Origin of the sequence: Mycobacterium sp. 20KCMC460 (genome assembly GCF_022179425.1) — a bacterium.
Taxonomy (GTDB): domain Bacteria; phylum Actinomycetota; class Actinomycetes; order Mycobacteriales; family Mycobacteriaceae; genus Mycobacterium; species Mycobacterium kiyosense.
This window is the reverse complement of sequence record NZ_AP025524.1, coordinates 5,366,560-5,384,331: the sequence shown is the minus strand read 5'-3', so window position 1 is coordinate 5,384,331 and position 17,772 is coordinate 5,366,560. Positions and strand designations below refer to the sequence as shown.

The 17,772-nt window shown below is 67.6% G+C and carries 7 protein-coding genes; 6 read left to right on the top strand and 1 reads right to left on the bottom strand.

Annotation, left to right across the window (positions count from 1 at the left end; all coding sequences use genetic code 11):
* Positions 1 to 6 precede the first annotated feature (6 nt).
* Positions 7 to 393, top strand: a complete 387-nt coding sequence (locus MKCMC460_RS24710; protein WP_236977681.1) for a nuclear transport factor 2 family protein — start codon at positions 7 to 9, stop codon at positions 391 to 393.
* A 6-nt stretch (positions 394 to 399) separates the two neighbouring features.
* Here the strand turns inward: MKCMC460_RS24710 and MKCMC460_RS24705 are convergent, their stop codons facing one another.
* The gene (locus MKCMC460_RS24705) at positions 400 to 1,164 is read right to left on the bottom strand and encodes a hemolysin III family protein (protein WP_236977680.1); all 765 of its coding nucleotides are present in this window, start codon (positions 1,162 to 1,164) and stop codon (positions 400 to 402) included.
* A gap of 146 nt (positions 1,165 to 1,310) precedes the next feature.
* Between MKCMC460_RS24705 and MKCMC460_RS24700 the strand changes: the two genes are divergently transcribed.
* The 5 genes from MKCMC460_RS24700 (at position 1,311) to MKCMC460_RS24680 (ending at position 17,747) form a co-directional block, all read left to right on the top strand.
* Positions 1,311 to 2,099, top strand: a complete 789-nt coding sequence (locus MKCMC460_RS24700; RefSeq protein ID WP_236977679.1) for a (2Z,6E)-farnesyl diphosphate synthase — start codon at positions 1,311 to 1,313, stop codon at positions 2,097 to 2,099.
* 553 nt (positions 2,100 to 2,652) lie between these two features.
* Complete coding sequence (locus tag MKCMC460_RS24695) at positions 2,653 to 6,681, top strand: PE family protein (RefSeq protein ID WP_238304971.1); 4,029 nt, start codon at positions 2,653 to 2,655, stop codon at positions 6,679 to 6,681.
* A 206-nt stretch (positions 6,682 to 6,887) separates the two neighbouring features.
* Positions 6,888 to 8,360 carry a hypothetical protein gene (locus MKCMC460_RS24690; protein WP_238306058.1) on the top strand — a complete coding sequence of 491 codons (1,473 nt, stop codon included), beginning with the start codon at positions 6,888 to 6,890 and terminating at the stop codon, positions 8,358 to 8,360.
* A 99-nt stretch (positions 8,361 to 8,459) separates the two neighbouring features.
* The gene (locus MKCMC460_RS24685) at positions 8,460 to 13,319 is read left to right on the top strand and encodes a PPE family protein (RefSeq protein ID WP_236977678.1); all 4,860 of its coding nucleotides are present in this window, start codon (positions 8,460 to 8,462) and stop codon (positions 13,317 to 13,319) included.
* 63 nt (positions 13,320 to 13,382) lie between these two features.
* Entirely contained in the window at positions 13,383 to 17,747 is a 4,365-nt protein-coding gene (locus tag MKCMC460_RS24680) for a PPE family protein (protein ID WP_238304970.1), read from the top strand.
* Positions 17,748 to 17,772 lie beyond the last annotated feature (25 nt).

Genomic DNA, 17,772 nt, shown 5'->3' with positions numbered 1-17,772 from the left:
CGTCACATGCCGAACACCGCCGACCGGACCCAAGCCATCACCGAGACGGTTCACCGCTACATCGAGACGGTGTCGAACGGGACCGCCGACGAGCTGGCCGCCTTCTTCGCCGACGACGCGACGCTCGAGGACCCGGTGGGCGGCGGTGAGGTCCACATCGGCAAGAGCGCCATCCGCGGCTTCTACTCGGCAGTGGAGGGCGTGGCGCGCGAATGCGAGCTGGTGACGCTGCGGGTGTCGGGAAACGAGGCGGCGTTTCACTTCCGGTTGATCGTCGGTGCCGGCGACAGCAGGATGCGCATCGAGCCGATCGAGACCATGGTGTTCGACGGCAGCGGCAAGGTCACCGCGATGAAGGCCTACTGGTCGCCGGCCGACGTGACCCGGCTGTAACGGGCTTCAGAACACTACGAACCACATCGCGATGTAGTGGCAGATGGCCGCGACCGCGGTGCAGGCGTGAAAGAACTCGTGATAGCCGAATGTCGTCGGCCACGGGTCGGGCCACTTCAGTGCGTACAGAATGCCGCCGATGCTGTAGAGGGCGCCGCCGACGAACAGCAGCACCATGGCCGTCACCCCGGCGTTGTGCAGGATCGACGCGGTGTACCACACCGCGACCCAACCCAGCAGGATGTACAGCGGCACACCGACCCAGCGCGGTGCTGAGGGCCACAGCATCTTGAGCATGATGCCGGCCGCCGCCCCGCCCCAGACGATCGCCAGCACCACATGCCCGTCGTGGCCGGACAGCGCCAGCAGCGCGAACGGGGTGTAACTGCCCGCGATGAACACGAAGATCATCGAGTGATCGGCCCGCTTCATCCACATCCGGGTGGTGTCCGACTTCCAGTTGACCCGGTGGTAGGTGGCGCTGACGGTGAACATGATGATCGTGGCGAAGGTGTACAGCAGTGTGGCCAGGCCGGCCCTGGTGGAGCCCACCGCCCACGACACCGCGACCAGGGACGCGCCGGCGAATACGGCGGTGGCCGCCGAGTAGACGTGGATCCAGCCCCGGAAGCGCGGCTTGGTCAACACCCGGGCGACGCCCTCGACGAGGTGGTGCGCGGCCTTCTGCGCGGCGTCGATCGGCGAGTGGCCGTCCGGCTCAGGCTGCGACTGCGGCTGGTTGTCGGTGAGCGTGCTGGTCTGGCTGCTCATCTGTGCTTGTGCCCCGTCTTTTGATGGCGGTTGAGGGTTACCGATCAGGTTAGCGAAACCATCTGTCAGAGGCCCGTATGACGCCACGTGAGATTGCCGGAGATGACACCGGGAAAAGGGCGTCGGTCACAGTACTGTGGATCCTCGTGGAGATCATCCCGCCACGGCTCAAGGAGCCGCTGTACCGGCTTTACGAGCTGCGACTACGGCAGGGACTGGCCGCCACCAAATCCGAACTGCCGCGTCACATCGCGGTTCTGTGCGACGGGAACCGTCGCTGGGCGCGCAGCCTGGGCTACGACGACGTCAGCGTCGGGTACCGCATGGGAGCGGTGAAGATCGCCGAGATGTTGCGGTGGTGCCAGGACGCCGGCATCGAGATGACCACCGTCTACCTGCTGTCCACCGAGAACCTGCAGCGCGATCCCGAGGAACTCGGCGCGCTGATCGAGATCATCACCGACGTCGTCGAGGAGATCTGCGCGCCGGCCAACCATTGGAGCGTCCGCACCGTCGGCGATCTGGAGTTGCTTGGTGAGGAGCCGGCCCGACGACTGCGCGACGCGGTGGACTCCACGCCGCAGAACGCGGCGTTCCACGTCAACGTCGCGGTGGGCTACGGCGGCCGCCAGGAGATCGTGGGCGCGGTACGCGCCTTGTTGAACAAGGCGCTCGCCAACGGCGCGACCGCCGAGGAACTGGTGGACGCGGTCACCGTCGAAGGAATCTCGGAAAATCTGTACACCTCCGGACAGCCCGACCCCGATCTGGTGATCCGCACCTCGGGAGAGCAGCGGCTATCCGGGTTTCTGCTCTGGCAGAGCGCCTACTCGGAGATGTGGTTCACCGAGGCGCACTGGCCGGCGTTCCGGCGCGTCGATTTTCTGCGTGCGTTGCGGGACTACAGCATGCGGCATCGGCGCTACGGCAAGTAGCCACCGCGATCGTTAACTGACGGTTGGTGCGGCGCCGTCTGCTGGATTGAAATACCCATCAGCACAGGAACCGCTGGCGCGTCGTCCCCGTGACACTCCGGACGGGAAGTGTCAACGGCGGCTACCCGCCTCGGTGTCCTCGCTATGGGCTCTAGCAAACAAAATACCGGTGCGTCGTGACCGTTTGACGGGCCCGTTAGTTAGGGATTTTTGCCCCTGGAACGGGCCACGTATTCAACTTCTGTCAGTACGCTACGCCCTATTCCACAGGCCTGCAATAGCCGCTGTAATACGTTGTGGCACAACGAAATATGGTTCGTTTGAAAAGGTGTATCGCTAGGTCAGAGCTTCTCAGGAGAACGACCTGATGAATTCAACTGACCCTCCGCAAACTTGGGCGGGGAGTGGATGCAGGAGCGGTATCTGCTCCACCGCGGTGCTGTTTCAGAAAATCTGAAAATTCTTGTTTCAACTTCTGGTGTTTCCGGCTCGCGAGCATGTACATTCCCAACTCGAGTGACCCCATCGGCCATGAACCACAGGAGTTTCCGCGATGTCGTATTTGGTGGCTGCCCCGGACCTGTTTGCTGCTGCGACGGCGAACCTGAACAGTCTGGGCACGTCGATCAGCGAGGCCAATGGGGCATGGGCTGGCCCCATCAGCTCGCTGCTGCCGGCGGCTCAGGACGAGGTCTCGGCCGCCATCGCCGCGTTGTTCGGAACGCACGCCCAGAGTTACCAGGCGCTCAGCCAGGAGGCGCAAGCCTTCCACCAGCAGTTTGTGCAGGCCCTCAGCTCGGCGGGCAACGCCTACTCGCTCGCCGAGTCGGTCAACGCCAACCCACTGCAGGCGGTGTCGGACCTGATCAATGCGCCCTCCCAGGCGCTCTTTCAGCGTCCGTTGTTCGGCAATGGCGCCGATGGGGCAGCCGGAACCAGCGCCAACGGTGGCGCGGGCGGGTTGTTGTGGGGCAACGGCGGTGCGGGTGGATCCGGTGCGGACGGCCAGGTCGGCGGCAACGGGGGTGCCGCCGGGCTGTTCGGTAACGGTGGCCGGGGCGGTACCGGCGGCGCCGGTGCCACCGGCGGTAACGGCGGTTCCGGCGGCATCCTGTTCGGCAACGGCGGCATCGGTGGTACCGGCGGTGTTGGCGCCGCTGCGGGTCTGACCGGTGGTGCCGGCGGTATGGGCGGAAATGCCGGCTTCTTCGGCGCGGGCGGTGTGGGCGGCGCCGGTGGGGCGGGCGGTGCCGGCGACCCGTCACTGAGCATCGCCGGCGGCACCGGAGGTGTCGGTGGCCACGGCGGTAACGGCGGGACCGTGTTCAGCACGGCCGGCGCCGGTGGCGTCGGCGGCGCGGGTGGATACGGCGGTAACGGCGCCGACGCCACGGGCGGGGGCACGACGGGCAGCGCCGGTGGCCAGGGCGGCAATGGTGGCGCCGGTGGCGCGGCCGGCAGCACCGGCATGTTCGGTGCCGGCGCCGCGGGTGGCGCCGGCGGTGCGGCGGGACTCGGTGGTAACGGCGGTGCCGGCGGCAACGGCGACAGCACGTTCATCCACGGCGGGACCGGCGGTCTGGGTGGTAACCCGGGTATCGGCGGCGCGGGTGGTGCGGGCTCACTCGGCGCGCCGAACGGCGCTACCGGGGCCGCGGCGACCAGCGGCGGCAACGGCGGTGTCGGCGGTATGGGTCTCACCGCCCCCGGCGGCTCCGGTCTGACCGGCGGTAATGGCGGAACCGGCGGCAACGCCGGGGTGGTCGGTCACGGCGGTGCCGGCGGTAGCGGCGGTAACGGCGACGGTTCCGGCGCAGGTGGCAACGGTGGCGCCGGCGGCATCGGAGTGGTCGGTGGCCAAGGCGGCGCCGGCGGCGACGGCGGCGTGACCGGTAACGGCGGCAACGGTGGTACCGGCGGCGCAGGCGCGGTGGGCGCCGCCGGCGCAGCCGGAGCCAGCGCAGGTGCAGCTGGCGGCACCGGCGCCGTCGGCGGCACCGGTGGCGTGGGTGGAGCCGGTGGACGCGGCGGTGCGATATCGGGCAATGGCGGCAACGGCGGTGCGGGTGGCCTCGGCGGCCAGGGTGGTGGCGGCGGTGCCGGCGCTACCGGGGCCAACGCCACCGTGGCCGGTGCCACCGGCGGCACCGGCGGGTTAGGCGGATCGGGTGGTGCCGGCGGTCACGGCGGCGCCGGCGGTGCCGCGGGCTACGCCCTGGGCTCTGGAACCGGCGGTGTCACCGGCGCCGGCGGTGGCGGCGGTACCGGCGGCGCGGCCGGCATCGGCGGTGACGGCGGGATCGGTGGAGCCGGCACCGCAACAAATCCCAACGGCGGAACCGGCGGTCAGGGCGGCAACCCCGGCGCCGGCGGTGCCGGCGGCCTCGGCGGCGTGAACGGCGCCGGCACCGCGATCGCGGCAACTGGTGCTACCGGCACTGGCGCGACGAGTGGTGGCAACGGCGGTGCCGGCGGCGCGGGCTGGAACGCCACCACTCCGGGGGCCAACGGCGGTAACGGTGGTCGCGGCGGCGCCGGCGGCCTGGTCGGCAACGGTGGCGCGGGCGGGGCCGGCGGCAGTGGCGCACAGGGCGCCACCGGCACCAACCCGACCCAGACCGGTGGTGCCGGAGGGCTCGGCGGCAACGGTGGTAACGGCGGTGACGGTGGTTCCGCCGGGACGGCTGCGGGTGTCGGTGGCGCCGGCGGCCAGGGCGGTGTCGGTGGCCAGGGTGGCACCGGCGCGGTCGGCGCCGACGCGGCCGACCCCACCCAGATCGGTGGCACCGGCGGGGTCGGCGGTGTCGGTGGTCAGGGCGGCAACGGCGGTAACGGTGGCGCGGCGCCAAACCCGACCGGTCCGATCGGCCTCGCCGGTAACGGCGGTAACGGCGGTGCGGCCGGGCTCGGCGGTAACGGCGGCCGGGGTGCCGATGGAACCGCCGCCAACTTCAACGCCAGCGCCGGCGGGATCGGCGGTAACGCGGGCAGCGCCGGTGGCGGTGGACAGGGCGGCGTCGGCCTCAATGTCGGCTCGAGCGGCGGTAACGGTGCTGCGGCCACCAGTGGCGGTAACGGTGGTGCGGGCGGTAATGGTTACACCGACCCGACCGCGAGCGGCCTCAACGGCGGTAACGGCGGCGCGGGCGGCGCCGGCGGGAATCTCGGCAACGGTGGCGCGGGCGGCGCCGGTGGTAACGGTGCCACGGGCGTCACGGGCGCGTTGGGCGCGCAGGCCACCGGTGGCACCGGCGGTATCGGCGGTAACGGTGGTGCCGGTGGCGCCGCCGGAAGCCAGGCCGGTAACGGGGGCGCCGGCGGCGCGGCAGGCACCGGCGGTCAAGGTGGCACCGGCTCGGAGGGCGTCGACTCCACCGACCCGACTGTCAACGGCACCGATGCGGGGAACGGCGGGGTCGGCGGCCAGGGCGGTGTCGGCGGCAACGGCGGTGCGTCGGCCAAGGGCACCGTCGGCACCGGGGGCGCCGGCGGGACGGGCGGCGTTGCCGGATTCGGCGGTAAGGGCGGCGACGGCGCTGCCGGCACTGCTACCAACCTGGACGGCAGCGCTGGCGGTAAGGGCGGCGACCCGGGCACCGGAGGCCTGGGTGGCAATGGTGGAACCGGCTCCGTTGCCGGCGGAAATGGCGGTTCCGGCGCCGCGGTCACCAGTGGTGGTGACGGCGGAAACGGTGGCGCCGGCTTCAACGCCGCGGAGGGTTCAAACCTGGCCGGCGGCAAGGGCGGCGCCGGCGGTGCGGGTGGCGCAGTCGGAACTGGCGGCACGGGTGGCAACGGCGGGGCCGGCGACGGCTCTGGGAACGGTGGCGACGGCGGTATGGGCGGCGCCAGCGGAACGGTTGGTGGTCAGGGCGGACACGGCGGACACGGCGGGGCCGGCGGCGACACCGGAAACGGTGGCGCCGGTGGGACCGGCGGCATCGGGCAGTCGTCGGTCGGTGTGGGCGGTATCGGTGGTGACGGTGGCGCCGGCGGCGCGACCTCGGGTAACGGTGGCGCGGGCGGCACAGGCGGCGCGGGCAAGGTCAGCGGCGGCCTCGGCGGTAACGGTGGTGACGCCGGTGCGAACGGCGACGGTGGCGCCGGTGGTGCCGGTGGTGCCGGCTTGCTCGGGGGCACGGGTGCGGCGGGGCGACCTCCGGCGCAGCCGGCGGTGTCGGTGTCGTCGGTGGTAACGGTGGCACCGGCGGTAACGGTGGGGCCGGTGGCTCCGATTCCGGTAACGGTGGGGCCGGTGGCACGGGTGGTGCCGGCGGCCAGGGTGGTACCGGTGGTGTCGGCGCTCCCTCGACGAACCCGTCCCAGGCCGGTGGTACCGGTGGTAATGGCGGCGCCGGCGGTACCGGTGGCCAGGGTGGTAACGGTGGTGCTGCCCTCGCCGGTAACCAGGGTGCCGGTGGTAACGGCGGCGCTGGTGGCGCGGCGGGCATCGCCGGAAACGGAGGCAGGGGCTCCGACGGTACCTCGACCAGCATCGCCGGCAGCAACGGCGGCAAGGGCGGCGATCCAGGTGCCGTCGGGACTGGCGGACAGGGTGGCAACGGTTCTAGCACCGGCCTGACCGGCGGCAACGGGGCCGCGGCGACCAGCGGCGGCAACGGCGGCAGGGGCGGTAACGGCTTCAACGCCAGCGCGCTCACCAACGGCTCGGCCGGCGGCAACGGCGGTAACGGCGGCGCCGGCGGCGCGGTCGGCAATGGTGGTAACGGCGGCACCGGTGGTGGTGGCGCGACCGGCACTGCGGGCAGCAACGGCAGCGGCAACGGTGTGGCCGGTGGTGGCGGCGGCACCGGTGGTATCGGCGGTAACGGTGGCGCCGGCGGTGCCGGCGGTTCCATCTCCGGCAACGGTGGTAACGGCGGCCTGGCCGGTAACGGTGGCGCGGGCGGCCAGGGCGGTTCCGGCTCGGCCTCCACCGCTTCGGCCACCGCCGGCGGCGCCGGTGGAGCCGGCGGCACCGGTGCGGCGGGCGGTACCGGTGGTGCCGCGGGCACCGCTACCAATGGCAACTCGGGCAGCGCGGGCAAGGGCGGTAACGGCGGCAACGGCGGCGCCGGCGGTACGGCCGGTAACGGCTTCAGCGCCACGACCTCGGGCGGCACCGGTGCGACCGGCGGCAAGGGCGGCGCGGGCGGTAACGCCGGTGCCGGTGGCGCGGGCGGTGCCGGCACCACGACGACCCCGGGTGGCACCGGCGGTAACGGCGGTCAGGGTGGCCTCGGCGCCAACGGTGGCACCGGTGGTAACGGCAACAACAACTCCACAACCGGCGCGGGCGGCACGGGTGGTGCTGGTGGTACTGCTGGCGCGGGCGGTAACGGTGGGACGGCGGGCGCCGGCGGTGCGGGCAGCTCCGGTGGCGCGGCAGGTGCGGCCGGTAACGGCGGCGGCGGCGGTACCGGTGGTGCCGGCGGTAACGGTGGTAACGGTGGCAGCACCACGACCGGCCCGGCCGGTGGTGCGGGTGGTACCGGTGGTGCCGGTGCCGCTGGTGGTACCGGCGGTAACGGCGCATCCGGTGGCTCGGCGATCGGTGCGGGCACCGCGGGTGCCGCCAGCGCCGGCGGCAACGGTGGCGCCGGCGGTAACGGCGGGGCGTCCGGAAACGGCGGTAACGGTGGTACGGGCACCACCGGTACCGGCGGTACCGGTGGTGCCTCCAACAACGGCGGTGTCGCGGGCGCCGGTGGTGCCGGCGGCACGGGCGGTGCGGGCACCGCCACCACCCCGGGTGGCACCGGTGGCCAAGGTGGCACCGGCGGCACCGGTGGGGCTTCCGGTAACGGTGGCGCCGGCGGCAACACTTCCAGCTCGGGCGCCGGCGGTAAGGGCGGCGCCGTCGGCACCGGCGGTGCTGGTGCAAGCGGCGGCGTCGGCGGCACCGGTGGCGCGGGTAACTCCGGTGGCGGCACCCCGACCGGGGGTACCGGCGGGGCGGCCGGCAACTCCGGTGGCGGCGGCGCAGCCGGTACACCCGGCAAGGGCGGCAACTCCGGCACGGGCACCACCGGCGGCACGGGTGGCGCCGGCGGTAACGGCGGTACTGGCGCCAACAAGGCCAACGGCGGTGGCGGCGGCGCCGGACTGGGCGGCGCGACGACCGGTGCTTCCGGCGCAAATGGCACCCCCGGCACCGGCGGTGCCGGCAGCGCAGGCGCCGTGGGTGGCTTTGGACTCAACGGAACCGGCACGCAGGCGGCCAGCGGTGCCAACGGCAGCAACGGCGCCAACGGCACCTAGGAACTCACCGAATCGGCCACGCTAGACCGGCCTCCCCTGGTATTACTCCACACACGTCGAACAGCGAACGCTTGCACTGTAAGGAAGAGGATTGAGCCGGTGAGTTTTCTGACCTTGCCACCTGAGATCAACTCGCTGAATATGCTGCTGGGCGCGGGTTCGGCGCCGATGGCGTCGGTGGCGTCGGCCTGGGATGGTTTGGCTGCTGAGTTGGGTTCGGCGTCGTCGTTTTTCGAGGCGGTGACCTCGGGGTTGGTCAATGATGCGTGGCAGGGGCCGGCTGCGTCGGCGATGGCGTCGGCGGCTTCGCCGTATGCGGCGTGGTTGAGTGCTGCGGGTGCGGTGGCGGAGCAGGCTGCCGCGCAGGCGCGGGTGGTGGTGTCGGCGTTCGAGTCGGCGCGGTCGATGATCGTGCATCCGGCGCTGATCGCGGGTAATCGCAATGCGCTGGTGAGGCTGGCGATTTCGAACCTGTTCGGCCAGAACTGGCCGGCGATTGCGGCGGCGGAGGCGGCCTACGAGGAGTTCTGGGCCCAGGACGTGGCGGCGATGTTGGGCTATCACGGTGGGGCATCGGCGGCAGCGGCGGCGTTGACGCCGTTTGCGAAGTTGCCGCTGGGTTTGGCTGGGGCGGGTGGTTTGGTCAACGCCGCGGCAACCGAGCTTGCCGGGTTGGCCGGCACTTTCACCAAGGGCGGCGCTGGGGCGGTGCTGGGCGCGGTGAATGTGCGGTTGGGCGGGCTGTTGGGTGGTTTCAACCTCAGCGGGTTGTTGAGCAGCCTGCAACTGGGTACCGGGAACCTGGCCAATCTGAACTTGCACAATCTGGGGCTGGGCGGGATCGGCACCGGTGCGGCGGCCGCCGGGCCTTGGGGGTCGTACGGTCGTCATGGTTTGCCGACTGGCTCGTGGGGGAGTTTTGCTGGCTCGGGTCTGCAGGCGCTGGTCAGCGGCCTGTCCAGCTCGGGCGGGCTGAGCAGTGTGGTCAGCAGCAGCACGCTGACCACTTTGTTGAGCAGCCCCGCCGTCGGCACTTTGTTGAGCAGTCCCGCCGTCGGCGCGCTGTTGAGCAGCCCCTCGGTCAGCAGCCTGCTGAGTAGCCCCGCCATCTCCGGCCTGCTGAGCAGCAAGTCCGTGAGTAGTCTGCTGAGCAGTTTGCACCTGAAGACCGGCGCCCTTAGTGGCGTGCTGAACCAGCTTGGTCTGGGTGCCACCGTCACTGGTGGGGCGTCGGCCGCCGCGGGTTGGGGTCATCACTGGGGTGGCTGGGGACACGTGGGCTTCGGCGGTTCGGGTCGCGGCCTGGGCTTCCTGTCCGGCCTGCTGAACTCCGAGGTCGTGTCCAGCTTGGTGACCAGCGGCAGCGTCAGCACCTTGCTGAGCAGTCCCGCGGTGAGCAGCCTGCTGACCAGCTCCACCGTCAATGCTCTGCTCAGCAGCTCCACGGTGAGCAGTTTGTTGAGCAGCCCGACGGTTAGCAGCTTGTTGAGTAGCCCGGCGGTGAGCAGCTTGTTCGGCAGCAAGGCTGTAAGCAGTTTGGTCAGCGGTCTGCATCTGAGTAACGGCAGCAGCTTGAGCAGTTTGTTGACGCAGTTGGGTGTGGGTGGCACGGGTTCGGGTGGGGCGAGTGCGGCGGCGACGGTGTCGACGCCGTGGGGCAATTTCTCGCTGAGCCAGATCACGCGTTTCGTCGAGACCCACGGTGGGTTGCAGAGTGTGTTGAACACTTTGTCGAGTTCGCCGGTGTTCACCAGTTGGGTGCAGTCTGAGGCGTTCACCAGTCAGTGGACCAGCTCGGCGGTGGGCAGTGTGTTGAGCAGCCCGGCGGTGACCAGCCTGCTGAGCAGTCCGGCGGTCACCAATCTGGTGAGCAGCCCGGTGGTGAGCAACCTGTTGGCCAGCCCGACCGTCGGCAGTCTGTTGAGCAGTCCGGCGTTGAGTGGTTTGTTGGGTAACTCTTCGGTGAGCAGCCTGCTCGGTGGTGTGCACCTGAGCAACGGCAGCAGCTTGAGCGCCCTGTTGTCCCAGTTGGGTGCCACCGGTTCCGGCGGTGCGAGTGCGGCGGCGTCGATGTTGTCGACGCCGTGGGGCAGTTTCTCGCTGAACCAGATCACCAATTACGTGAACTCTCACGGTGGCTTCGAGGCCGTGCTGGGCAATTTGTCGGGTTCGCCGGCGTTCAACGCGTGGCTGCATTCCGATGCGCTGGCGGGCCAGCTGAACAGCGCGTTGAGCAGCGCCAATGTGACCGCGGTGCTGGGTAACCCTGCCGTGGCCAGCCTGTTGAGCAGCCCGACCACGGTCGCCAACGTGTTGAGCAGTTCGTCGGTGAGCAGTCTGTTGGGCAGTTCGTCGGTGGGCAATCTGTTGAGCAGCCCGGTGGTAACCAACCTGTTGAGCAGCCCGTCCATCAGCAACCTGCTCAATGGCAAGACCCTCAGCGGCCTGCTCAGCGGCAAGACCTTGAGCAGTCTGTTGTCGCAGAGCCTGCATCCGGGGTCGGCCGAGGCGGCGGTGACCGATCTGTTCGGTAATACCGGCACGGGCAATATCGGGTTCGGTAATACCGGTGACAACAACATCGGGTTCGGCAATACCGGTAACGGCAATATCGGTATCGGGAACAACGGGTTCGATCTCAACGGCATCCTGAACTCCGGGGTCGGTAACTCGGGGTTGTTCAACACCGGCAGTTACAACACCGGTATCGGCAACTCCGGTGTCGCCAACACCGGGTTGTTCAATCCGGGCAGCTTCAACACCGGCATCGGTAACCGGGGCAGCTACAACACCGGCAGTTTCAACCAGGGCAGCTTCAACAGCGGTGACTTCAATGGTGGGGACACCAACACCGGCTGGTTCAACAGCGGCAACCTCAACACCGGTATCGGCAACTCGGGCAACATCAACACCGGTATCGGCAACTCCGGCAACATGAACAACGGGATGTTCATCCGAGGCGACGCCCAGGGCATCACCCGTATCTCCTACTCGATCCGCATCGACCAGATTCCTGTCGACTACGGCATGCGATTCCCGGTGAACACCGTGATTTCCGGTGGCACCTTCGACATCACCACACTGCCGTTCAACATCGGGGCGATCGACATGAGCGCGCTGAGCAGCACGTCCGGCACCATCGGTCCGATCAGCGTTCCGACCATCAGGATCAGTGGACCACAACTGACCTTCACCCTCGGCGGTCCGGGATACACCACGTACGGCAGTATCTCCGGCACCATCGGTCCGATCGACATCCCGCTGTTCTCGATCCCGACGGGTCCGGGCGTCGGCAACACCACGGGTGCGCCGTCGTCGGGTTTCTTCAACAGCGGCTCGGGCAGCTCGTCGGGCTTCTTCAACCTGGGTGCGGGCAGTTCCGGACTGCAGAACATGGGTCTGAATGCCTCGGGTGTGGGCAACGTCGGCAACCTGGTGTCGGGGATGCGCAACCTGGGCGACAGCATGTCGGGCTGGTTCAACGTGAGCTCGCTGGACGCCGCACAGGCCGCGGTCGTCTCCGGTTTCGGCAACGTCGGCAGTCAGGTGTCGGGGTTGTTCCACAGCTCGGTGACCGACTTCACCACCTTCAGCCTCGGTCTGGGCAACCAGGGTGGTCTGAATGTGGGCGGGGGCAATATCGGGGCGCTGAACTTCGGCTTCGGCAATGTCGGTGGCAGCAACTTCGGCGGCGGCAACCTGGGCGATCTGAACTTCGGGTTCGGGGATCTGGGCAGCCACAACTTCGGGTTCGGCAACCTCGGTGACGGCAATATCGGGTTCGGTAACTCCGGTAGCGGCAACATCGGCTTCGGTAACACCGGTAACGGCAACATCGGCTTCGGCAACTGGGGTGATGGCAACAGCGGGTTGGCCAACTGGGGTAATCACAACTCCGGTATCGGGTTGCTCGGTAACGGCAATATCGGTTTCGGCGGGTTCAATGCGGGCACCGACAACATCGGGTTGTTCAACTCCGGTACCGGTAACCGTGGCTTCTTCAACTCCGGCACGGGTAACACCGGTATCGGCAACGCCGGGGATTACAACACCGGTATCGGCAACACGAGTATCGCCAACACCGGGATCGGTAACACCGGCAGCTTTAACACCGGGATCGGTAACACCGGCAACCACAACACGGGCAGTTTCAACGTCGGCAGCTTCAACACCGGCGATGCCAACCCCGGGAGCCAGAACACCGGCAGCTTCAACGGCGGCAACACCAACACCGGCTTCGCCAACGCCGGCGACCTCAACACCGGCTCGTTCAACACCGGCAGCATGAACGTCGGGTCCTTCCAGCTGGCCGACAGCCAGGTGCTCGACGGCTTCAACATCTCCATCGATTTCCCAGCGATTCCGATCGACCTGGTGGCTGGTACCAATGTGGCGATCCCGATCACCGGCCAGTTCGACCCGATCACCATCTACCCGATCATCGTCGACGTTCCGGTCAACGTGACAGGTCTCGGTCTCGCCACCATCAGTGGAACCGTCCCGTCCGCAATCGTCGACCCCATCGTCATCAACCCAATTCGCCTGATGGACGTCGTGTACGGAGCGGACGTACAGATACCCATCCAGATGACGCTGCTGGGCCGACTCGATCTGTCGCTGCCGGGAGTGCTCGGTATCGGTAACTCGCTCGGGTCGTTGGCGTCGGGCTTCTTCAACGGAGTTTCGAACGGGACGTCCGGCTTCCTCAACACGAGCGACCTGAGTTCGGGCTTCGTCAACGCCAACGGCGCGCTGACCTCGGGCTGGTTAAACGCCGGTTCGCTGTTGACGGGCTCGCAGAATCTGGGCGACGCGATCTCGGGCTTCGTCAATACCAGCACCGTGGCCGGGGACGCGGTGATATCCGGCATCGGCAACATCGGCAGCCAAATCTCCGGCTTCTTGCACGGCCAGATGAGTGCGCTGCAGCAGACGCTGACGGACTGGGTGACTCCCTGATGACGTGCTTCCGCAACTACCCCCGAGAAGCTTTCCTGCAATGTAAGGAAGAGGACTGAGCCGGTGAGTTTCCTGACCTTGCCACCCGAGATCAATTCCCTGAACATGCTGCTGGGCGCGGGTTCGGCGCCGATGGCGTCGGTGGCCGCGGCCTGGGACGGTTTGGCGTCCGAGCTGGGTTCGGCGTCGTCGTTTTTCGAGGCGGTGACCTCGGGGTTGGTCAATGATGCCTGGCAGGGTCCGGCTGCGGCGGCGATGGCCTCGGCGGCGTCGCCGTATGCGGCGTGGTTGAGTGCGGCGGGCACGGCGGCTGAGGAGTCGGCGGCTCAGGCGCGTGCGGTGGTGTCGGCCTATGAGACGGCGCGGTCGATGATCGTGCACCCGGCGTTGATCGCGGGCAACCGTAATTCGTTGGTGTCGTTGGTGGTGTCGAACCTGTTCGGCCAGAACGCGCCGGCGATCGCGGCGGCGGAGGAGATCTACGAGCAGTTCTGGGCTCAGGATGTGGTCGCGATGGTCGACTACTACGGCGGGGCCGCGGCGGCGGCTGCGGGGTTGACGCCGTTTGCCAAGGGGCCGTTGGCTCAGTTGGCGGGGGCCGGGGGTGCGGTCAAGGCTGTGGTGGGTCAGTTGGCGGCCGGGGTGGGCGGCCTGCAGATCGGCAACGTCAAGGTCAATGTGGCGGGGCTGGGTGTGGGCAGGTTGGGCAGCCTGCTGGGCGGATTCAACCTGAGCAATGTGCTGAGCAGTTTGCAGCTGGGCACCGGCAACCTGGCGAATCTGAATCTGCACAGCCTGGGGTTGGCCGAGGCGGGTACGGGTGCGGCGGCGGCCGGGCGGTGGGGGTCTTACGGTCGGCACTTCTCGGGCGGCTGGGGATCCTTCGGTGGCCTGCAGGCGCTGGTCTCGAACGTGTCCAACTCGGGTGTGCTGACCAGCGTGCTGAGTAGCGGCAGCTTGACGAGCCTGCTGAGCAGCCCGACGGTAGGCAGCCTGTTGAGCAGCCCGGTGGTGTCCAATCTGTTGGCCAGCCCTTCGATCAGCAGTCTGCTGAGCGGCAAGAGCCTGGCCGGGTTGTTGAGCAGCAAGTCGGTGAGCAGCCTGTTGAGCAGCCTGCATGTCACCGGCGGCGACGTGACCAGCGTGCTCAACCAGCTGAACGCCTCTGGCGTCGGTACGGCTGCGGCCGGGTGGGGCCACGGCGGTTCGTGGGGCCACTTCGGTGGCGGCTCGTTCCGGGGTCTGTCGTCGTTGAGCGGGCTGCTGAACTCCGACTTCGTCGCCAACCTGGTCAGTAGCAGCAGCGTGAGCAGCATCCTGAGCAGTGCCAACCTGGCCACCCTGGTCAGCAGCCCGACGGTCAGCACACTGTTGAGCAGCCCCATGGTGAGCAACTTGTTGGCCAGCCCATCGGTCAGCAGCTTGTTGAGCAGTCCGGCGCTGAGCGGCCTGCTGAGCAATTCTTCGGTGAGCAGCCTGCTCAGTGGGTTGCACCTGACCAACGGCAGCAGTCTGAGCAACCTGTTGTCGCAGCTGGGTACCACCGGCACCGGCAGTGCGGCGGCGTCGACGTTGTCGACGCCGTGGGGCAACTTCTCGTTGAGCCAGATCACGCGCTTCGTCGACACCCACGGTGGTCTGCAGAGCGTGGTGAACAACCTGTCGAGTTCGCCGGCATTCACCAACTGGATCAACTCCGGGGCGTTGGCTGCCCAGTTGAACAGCCCCGCGGTGAACACCCTGCTGAGCAGCCCAAGTGTGAGCGCCGTGCTGAGCAGCCCGGCGACGGTCAGCAACTTGCTGAGCAGCCCGGTGGTGTCCAACCTGTTGAGCAGCCCCGCCGTGAGTAACCTGCTCAACGGTAAGACGTTGAGCAGTCTGCTCAGCGGCAAGACCCTGACCAGCCTGCTGGACTCCGGGAATCTGAGCAGCCTGTTGTCGCAGACCCTGCACCCGGGCTCGGCCGAAGCGGCCGTGACCGATCTGTTCGGTAATACCGGGACCGGCAATATCGGGTTCGGTAATACCGGTGACAACAACATCGGGTTCGGCAATACCGGTAACGGCAATATCGGTATCGGCAACTCCGGCTTCGATCTTCGGGGCATCCTGAATTCCGGGGTCGGTAACTCGGGGTTGTTCAACACCGGTAGCTACAACACCGGTATCGGCAACTCCGGCATCGCCAACACCGGGTTGTTCAATCCGGGCAATTTCAACACCGGCATCGGTAACCGCGGCAGCTATAACACCGGCAGCTTCAACCAGGGCAGCTTCAACAGCGGTGACTTCAACGGTGGTGACACCAACACCGGCTGGTTCAACAGCGGCAACCTCAACACCGGTATCGGCAACTCGGGCAACATCAACACCGGTATCGGCAACTCCGGCAACATGAACAACGGGATGTTCTTCCGGGGCGACGCTCAGGGCATGCCCGGGTTTACCTACACCGCCCACATCGACGCGATTCCCGTGAGCTTTGGCATGCGAATCCCGTTGAGCATGACCATCTCCGGTGGCACCTTCGACATCACCACGCAGCCGTACACCATCGGCACGATCAATCTCAGCTCGCTGAGCACCATCAACGACGGCTCGACAGTCGGTCCCATCAACGTCCCGTCCATCACGGTCAGCGGCCCGCGGTTGCACCTCCTGGTCGGCGGGCCCAACTACACGGTGTTCGGCGGCATCTTCGGCACCGTCGGTCCGATCGACATCCCGTTCTCGATTCCGGCTGGTCCGGGTTTGGGCAACACCACGACCAGCCCGTCGTCGGGATTCTTCAACAGCGGCTCGGGCAGCTCCTCGGGCTTCTTCAACATGGGCGCCGGCAGTTCGGGGTTGCAGAACCTGGCCTCCTATGCCTCGGGTGTGGGCAACGTCGGCAATCTGGTGTCGGGCATGCACAACCTTGGCAACAGCATCTCGGGGATGGCCAACCTGAGCTCGCTGGATGCGGCGCAGGCTGCGGTCGTGTCCGGTATCGGCAACGTCGGCAGCCAGGTGTCGGGTCTGTTCCACAATGCGGTGACCGACTTCACCACTTTCAGCCTGGGCCTGGGCAACCAGGGTGGCCTGAATGTGGGTGGCGGCAATATCGGGGCGCTGAACTTCGGCTTCGGCAATGTCGGTGGCAGCAACTTCGGCGGCGGCAACCTGGGCGATCTGAACTTCGGGTTCGGTGATCTGGGCAGCCACAACTTCGGGTTCGGCAACCTCGGCGACGGCAACATCGGGTTCGGTAACTCCGGTAGCGGCAACATCGGGTTCGGCAACACCGGTAACGGCAACATCGGCTTCGGCAACTGGGGTAACGGCAACACCGGCTTGGCCAACTGGGGTAACAACAACTCCGGTATCGGCCTGCTCGGTAACGGCAATATCGGCTTCGGTGGCTTGAACGCGGGCACCGACAACATCGGGTTGTTCAACTCCGGTACCGGTAACCGTGGCTTCTTCAACTCCGGCACGGGTAACACCGGTATCGGCAACGCCGGGGATTACAACACCGGTATCGGCAACACGAGTATCGCCAACACCGGTATCGGTAACACCGGCAGCTTCAACACCGGCATCGGCAACACCGGCAACCACAACACCGGCAGTTTCAACGTCGGCAGCTTCAACACCGGCGACGCCAACCCCGGCAACGTCAACACCGGCAGCTTCAACGGCGGAAACACCAACACCGGCTTCGCCAACGCCGGCGACCTCAACACCGGCTCGTTCAACACCGGCAGCATGAACATCGGTTCGTTCCAGCTGGCCGATAGCCAAGGTCTGGGGGGAATCTCCATCCCGATCGAACTGCCGGCGATTCCGATCGACCTGGTGGCGGGCACCAACACGACGATCCCGATCACCGGTCAGATTGACCCGATCACCGTCTACGTCCCGCAGTTCGGCATCCCGGTCAATGTCTCGGCCAGCTTCCTGATCACTCTCAACTTCACTGGCACCCAGATGGGCCCAGCGCTACCCCCAATCGTCGTCAACCCGATCGTCCTGAAGGACCTCGCGGTCGGGGTGAACGTCCAGGTGCCCATCGACCTCACGGTGCTCGGCCGGCTCAACCTGTCGCTACCGGGCCTGACCGGTATCGGGAACTCCGGCGTGCCAGTGTCGTCGGGCTTCTTCAACGGAAGCTCCAGCGGGACTTCCGGATTCTTCAACACGAGCGATCTGACTTCGGGCTTCTCCAACGCCAACGGCGCGCTGACTTCGGGCTGGTACAACTCCGGCTCGCTGCTGTCGGGCTGGCAGAACCTGGGCAACGCGATGTCGGGCCTCGCCAACACCAGCACCGTGGCCGGGAACGCGCTGATCTCCGGCATCGGCAACATCGGCAGCCAGCTCTCCGGCTTCTTGCACGGCCAGATGGGTGCGCTGCAGCAGACGCTGGCGGACTGGGTGACTCCCTGATGACGTGCTTCCGCAACTACCCCCG